Raw genomic sequence first — 5,550 nt, forward strand, 5'->3', positions numbered from 1 at the left:
CCGCCCTCCCCCGCGGGCCCCCGCCCGGGGCGCCCCACACCCCCGGGGCGCGGCGGGCGGGGCCCCCCCCCCCCCCCCGTTTTCGGGGCGCCCCCCGGGCGGCGACGGCGGCCCTGGCCGACGCGGTGGCCTGGCTGGACGGAGGGCGGGTGCGGGCGGTGGGGACGCACGAGGAGCTGTGGCGGGACCCCGAATACCGGGCGGTGTTCGGGGTCTGCGACGGGGACGCCTCACCGGATGGGGCACGTCGGTGACCGGCCGGGCGGGACGCCACGGCCGGCTCCGGGCCGTGGCCCGCTTCCTGCGGGACCGCCGTCGGGTGCTCGTACGGCTCGGCGCGTGGTCGGTGCTGGAGGCGGCGCAGACCTTCCTCGTCGGGTACGCGCTGGCCCGCGCCCTGGACCGGGGATTCCTGGCGGGGCGTGCCGGGGCCGGGCTGTTGTGGCTCGCGTGGGCCGGGGCCGGGGTCGTGGTGGGGGCGTACGGGACCGGGCGGGTGTACGGGGTGGTCGCGGCGCTGGTCGAGCCGGTGCGGGACCGGCTCGTGGAGCGGGTGGTGGCGCGCGGGGTGCGGGAGGCGGACGGCGGGGTGCTGTCGGCGCTCACCCAGCAGGTGGAGATCGCGCGGGACACCCTCGCCGGTCTGGTGATGGTGTCCCGTTCCTTCGTTTTCACGGCGCTGGGCGCGCTCGTCGGACTGGGCTCGCTGGCCCCGCCGCTCCTGCTGGTCGTCGTACCTCCGCTGGCCGCCGGTCTGGGCCTGTTCGCGGTCACGCTGCGCCCCCTGGCCCGCCGGCAGGAGGCCCTGCTCCTCGCCGACGAGGCCCTCGCGGCGGACCTGGGCACGGTCTGCCCGGGACTGCGGGACATCACGGCGGCCGGGGCGGAGCGGCACGTCGCCACCCGGACCGGGTCGCTGGTCGACGCGGAACTGCACGCCGCCCGCTCGCTGGCCCACTGGGGCGTCCTGCGGGTGGCGTCCCTCGCCGTCGGCGGCCAGTTGCCGGGCGTCCTGCTCCTGGCCGCCGCGCCCTGGCTCCTCGGCCACGGTGTCACCCCGGGTGACCTGGTCGGCGCCCTCGCCTATGTCACGCAGTCGCTCCTGCCCGCGCTCCAGAACCTCGTCCACGGTGTGGGCACGAGCGGCGCCCGCCTGACGGTCGTCCTGCGCCGCCTGCTCCGGTCGCCCGCGGCCCCGGGCGACGGGGGCACTCCGGTTCCGGCCGGCCCGGACGCCCCGGGAGCGGCCACCGCGGCCTTCCTCGGGGCAGGAGACGCCGGGCACGGGGCAACGGGAGCCTCGGGGGATCATGCGGGACGGAGCCGTACCGATCCGCACGCCACCGGCATCCCACGCCCGGGACCGGCCGAACACCCGCGACCGGCGGCCCCCTTCCCCGCCGGCCCGCTCGGAGCACCCGGAACCCCGCCGCACCGCACGGCACCGAACCCCGACCCGCAGGCCAACGGCCCGATCGCCACCGACCACCACACCGCAAGCCCCCGCCGGGAACGGGCCGCGCTCGACCTGACCTCCGTCACCTTCGCCTACGGAACCGCCCGTGAGCCGATCCTCGACGGCCTCGACCTCACCGTGCCGCACGGAGGCCGTCTCGCCGTCGTCGGGCCCAGCGGTATCGGCAAGTCGACGCTCACCGCCCTGGTCGCCGGACTGCTGGAACCCGCACGGGGGCGGATCCGGATCTGCGGGCACGCCGTGCCGGGGGCCGGAGCCCTCTCCCTGCGGGTGCTCGTCCCGCAGGAGGCGTACGTGTTCACCGGCACCCTCGCCGAGAACCTCGGGTATTTCCGGGCGGGCCCGGTGCCGGAGGGCGAGTTGCTGGCGGCCGCCGGGGCGGTCGGGCTCGCACCGCTGCTGGAGTCGCGGGGGGGCGCCCCCGCCCGGGGGGTCCCCGCGCGCCGGGCCGCGGTCGCACCGCTGCTGGAGTCGCTGGGCGGGCCCTCGGCCCGGGTGGACCCGGCCGCGCTGTCCGCGGGCGAACGCCAGCTGATCGCGCTGACCCGGGCCCATCTGTCGCACGCGCCGCTCGTCCTGCTCGACGAGGCGACCTGCCATCTCGATCCTGAGGCGGAGGCGAGGGCGGAGCTCGCGTTCGCGCAGCGTCCGGGCGGTTCCCTCGTGGTCGTCGCCCACCGGATCAGCTCGGCGCGGCGGGCGGACCGGATCCTGGTCATGGACGGGCGGTGCACCGCGTACGGCACCCATGACGAGCTGCTGCGGACGTCCTCGCCGTACCGGGACCTGGTCGGCGGCTGGACGCCCGCGCCGGCTGCCGCGCCGTCAGAGCCACCCCTCGCCCCGTGAGATGCGTATGGCGTCGATGCGGTTGCGCGCCCCGGTCTTGCGGGTGATCGCCGCCATGTAGTTGCGCACCGTGCCGTGGGACAGGTGCAGGCTCCCGGCGATCTCCGCGACGGACGCTCCCCCGGCCGCCAGCGACAGCACGCTCAGCTCGCGTCGCGTCAGCGGCATCTCGGCGGCCTTGAGGAAGCCGAACCCCAGGGACTCGTCGACGAAGCGTCTTCCCTCGGCGACCCGCCGGATCGCGCCCACCAGCCGCTCCGGCGGGCCCGCCTTGTCGACGTACCCGAGCGCCCCCGCCTCGGCCGCCCGCTTGAGCAGCCCGGGTCTGTTCGCACTGGCAAGCACGAGAAGGCGCGGTGGTGTCGGGCCGGGGCCTGCCGCGCGCAGGTCGGCGAGCGGGGGTGCGCCCTGGGGGTCCGAGCACTCGAGGTCCGCGGCGCACACGTCCGGCCGCAGGGAAAGCACCTGCCCGGACGCGCTGTGCCACGGCGTGTCGTGCACGCCCAGGCCGGGTTCCCGGCCGAGCCACTCCGCCAGTACCGATCGCACCAGACACGAGTCGTGCACCAGAAGTACCCGGATCACTGCCGCCCCTCCAGCTCGCCGCGCTTCGGTTCCACGTGGTGAACGCGTGCCCCATTGTTGGCGTCTGTGACCGTTCGTGGACGCGGAGATCCGGCCATCGGGGTGCGCGGGGGCGCACGCTCGGCGCCCGTGTGCCGCCTCACGCTTCGACTGCGGGGGCATGGGCCGGACCGGACGGGGTACGCGCGCGGCCCGCCGACGGCGGGGGTCGCGCCCCGGTCCACGGGCAGGTCGCGGGGGCCGGTGTGCCCGGCCGCGGCCCGCTCGCCGTGCGCGGCGCGCCGCCAGGAGAGAGCCTTGACCCCTGGGGGGCGACGCGCGGCCGTGCGAGGAGGTGGTCGGCGTGTCCGACGGGCAGACGCCCGCGCAGGCGTCGGCGGCCACCGGGGCGCGAGTGGGACGGCCGCTGCTGTCGCTGTCGCTGGCGGCGATGATGGACGAGGTCCACGCGCACTCCGGGGCGGTGTACCTGCTGGCCTCCGGCGAACCGGTACTGGAGATGGCGGTGATGGCGGGGCTGCCGCGGGCGTTCGCGGCGCCGTGGGAGCGGGTGGGGCTGAGCGCGCCGATCCCGGTCGCGGAGGCGGTCCGCTGCCGGCGGCTGATCTGGGTGGGCGGCGAGGACGACATGGCCCGCCGCTACCCCCGTATCGCGGTGGTCCTGCCCTATCCCTTCGCCCTGGCCGCGCTGCCCCTGGCCACCGCGAACGGGGTGTACGGCGCCGTCTTCGTGACCTGGCCCGGCTCTCATCCGCCGGACCTGTCCGAGCGGGAGCGGGAGCATCTCACGGCGGCCTGCGACCGGCTCGCGGCACGGCTGGAGCGGGCCGCCGAGGACAACCGCCCGGTGCATCCGGAACCGGACCTGCTGGCGGCGACCGTGACCGGCGTGGCGGGCACGCTGGGCGCGGTCGAGGCCGCGCGGATGGTGGCGCGGCTGCCGTACGGGCTGGTGTCGCTGGATCTGCACGGCCGGGTCGGGTTCGCGAACGCGGCGGCGGCCGAACTCCTCGGGACGGAGACCGGCCGGCTGCTCGGCACCCATCTGTGGGCCTCGGTGCCCTGGCTGAACGACCCGATGTACGAGGACCGCTACCGGGCCGCGCTGATCAGCCAGCACGTGACGTCGTTCGTGGCGCTGCGCCCTCCGGGCGACTGGCTGTCGTTCCGGCTCTACCCGAGCACCACCGGGCTGAGCGTGCGCATCTCACGGGCCCGGGCGGTGGCGGAGATGGCGCGCGGCGCGCCGCAGACCGGCGCGGGTCCGTCCCGTCTGGTCACCATCTCCCAGGTGCTGAGCCTGGCCGGCGCGCTGACGGAGGCGGTGGGCGTGCAGGACGTGGTGCAGCTGGTCGCGGACGAGATCGTGCCGGCCGTGGGCAGCCAGGCCGTGGTGCTGTGCCGGTCGCAGGCCGGGCGGCTGCACGTGCTCGGGCACCGCGGGTACGCCAACCCCCACCTCGTCGAGCGGTTCGACGGCACGCCGCTGTCCGAGCGGATGCCGGGCACGCACGTCCTCACCAGCGGGGTGCCCGCGTTCTTCGACTCCCGGCCGCAGCTGGACCGGCTGTATCCGGAGCAGAGCGGCCTGCCCGGCGACTTCGCGGCCTGGGCCTACCTGCCGCTGATCGCCTCCGGGCGGCCGGTGGGGACGTGTGTGCTCGCCTACGCGGAGCCGCATGTGTTCCCCGCGGACGAGCGGGCCGTCCTGACGAGCCTGGGCGGGCTCATCGCGCAGGCCCTGGAGCGGGCGTTGCTGTACGACGCCAAGAACCAGCTGGCGCACGGTCTGCAGGCGGCGCTGCTGCCTCGTTCGCTGGTGCCGCCGCCCGGTATCGAGGCGGCCGCGCGCTATCTGCCGGCCACGCAGGGCATGGAGATCGGCGGCGACTTCTACGACCTGGTGCCCACGCGGCCGCTGGCCGCGGCGGTGATCGGGGACGTCCAGGGGCACAACGTGACCGCGGCCGGGCTGATGGGACAGATCCGCACCGGGGTGCGCGCGTTCACGACCGGCGGTCAGGCGCCGGAGGACGTCATGAGCAGCACCAACCGGCTGCTGGTGGACCTCGGTGCAGATCTGTTCGCGAGCTGTCTGTACCTGCGGCTCGACCCGGCGCACGGCCGGGCCGTGATGGCCCGGGCGGGGCATCCGCCGCCGCTGCTGAGGCGGCCGGACGGGCGGGTGCGGGTCCTGGACCTGGCCGGCGGCCCGCTGCTGGGCATCGACGCGGAGGCGACGTACCCGACGACGGAGGTCGACTTCTCCCCCGGCTCGGTCCTCGTCCTCTACACCGACGGCCTCATCGAGTCGCCCGGCGTCGACATCGAGGACGCTCTGGCCGACCTCGGTGAACTGCTGGCCAGGATCGGGGACCAGCCGCTGGAGCAGCTGGCCGACGAGCTGGTCCGGCACAGCGTGGCCGCACGGGACCGGGTCGACGACGTGGCGGTGCTGCTGCTGCGGGCGCGGGAGTGCGAGCCGCCGGTCCCCCGCATCCCCGGCTCATGACGACGCGGTCCGGCCCTCCCGCCGGAGGGCCGGAACGTCCACCCTCGGCCGGACACGCGGGTGGGGCCGCTCAGGGGGTGTCGGGTGCGGTGGCGGTGTGCGCCCCCGTCCCGGACTGGGCACCCGT

The 5,550-nt window shown here is 76.4% G+C and carries 3 protein-coding genes and 1 pseudogene; 3 read left to right on the plus strand and 1 reads right to left on the minus strand.

Annotation, left to right across the window (positions count from 1 at the left end):
- Both ACFW2E_RS38665 and ACFW2E_RS38670 read left to right on the plus strand, forming a co-directional pair.
- Positions 1-254, plus strand: a pseudogene (locus ACFW2E_RS38665) (hypothetical protein); the annotation flags it as partial.
- Between the two features lie 65 nt (positions 255-319).
- Positions 320-2,326, plus strand: a complete 2,007-nt coding sequence (locus ACFW2E_RS38670; RefSeq protein ID WP_384474288.1) for an ATP-binding cassette domain-containing protein — start codon at positions 320-322, stop codon at positions 2,324-2,326.
- Here the strand turns inward: ACFW2E_RS38670 and ACFW2E_RS38675 are convergent.
- Complete coding sequence (locus ACFW2E_RS38675; RefSeq protein ID WP_384474283.1) at positions 2,303-2,911, minus strand: LuxR C-terminal-related transcriptional regulator; 609 nt, start codon at positions 2,909-2,911, stop codon at positions 2,303-2,305. The two genes, ACFW2E_RS38670 and ACFW2E_RS38675, sit on opposite strands and share 24 nt — an antisense overlap.
- A 334-nt stretch (positions 2,912-3,245) precedes the next feature.
- On the opposite strand from ACFW2E_RS38675, the gene ACFW2E_RS38680 reads away from it, so the two are divergent.
- A complete protein-coding gene (locus ACFW2E_RS38680; protein ID WP_384474285.1) occupies positions 3,246-5,423 on the plus strand; it encodes a SpoIIE family protein phosphatase in 2,178 nt (725 codons plus the stop codon).
- The last annotated feature ends 127 nt before the right edge of the window (positions 5,424-5,550 follow it).

Source organism: Streptomyces sp. NPDC058964 (assembly GCF_042741275.1).
GTDB lineage: Bacteria > Actinomycetota > Actinomycetes > Streptomycetales > Streptomycetaceae > Streptomyces.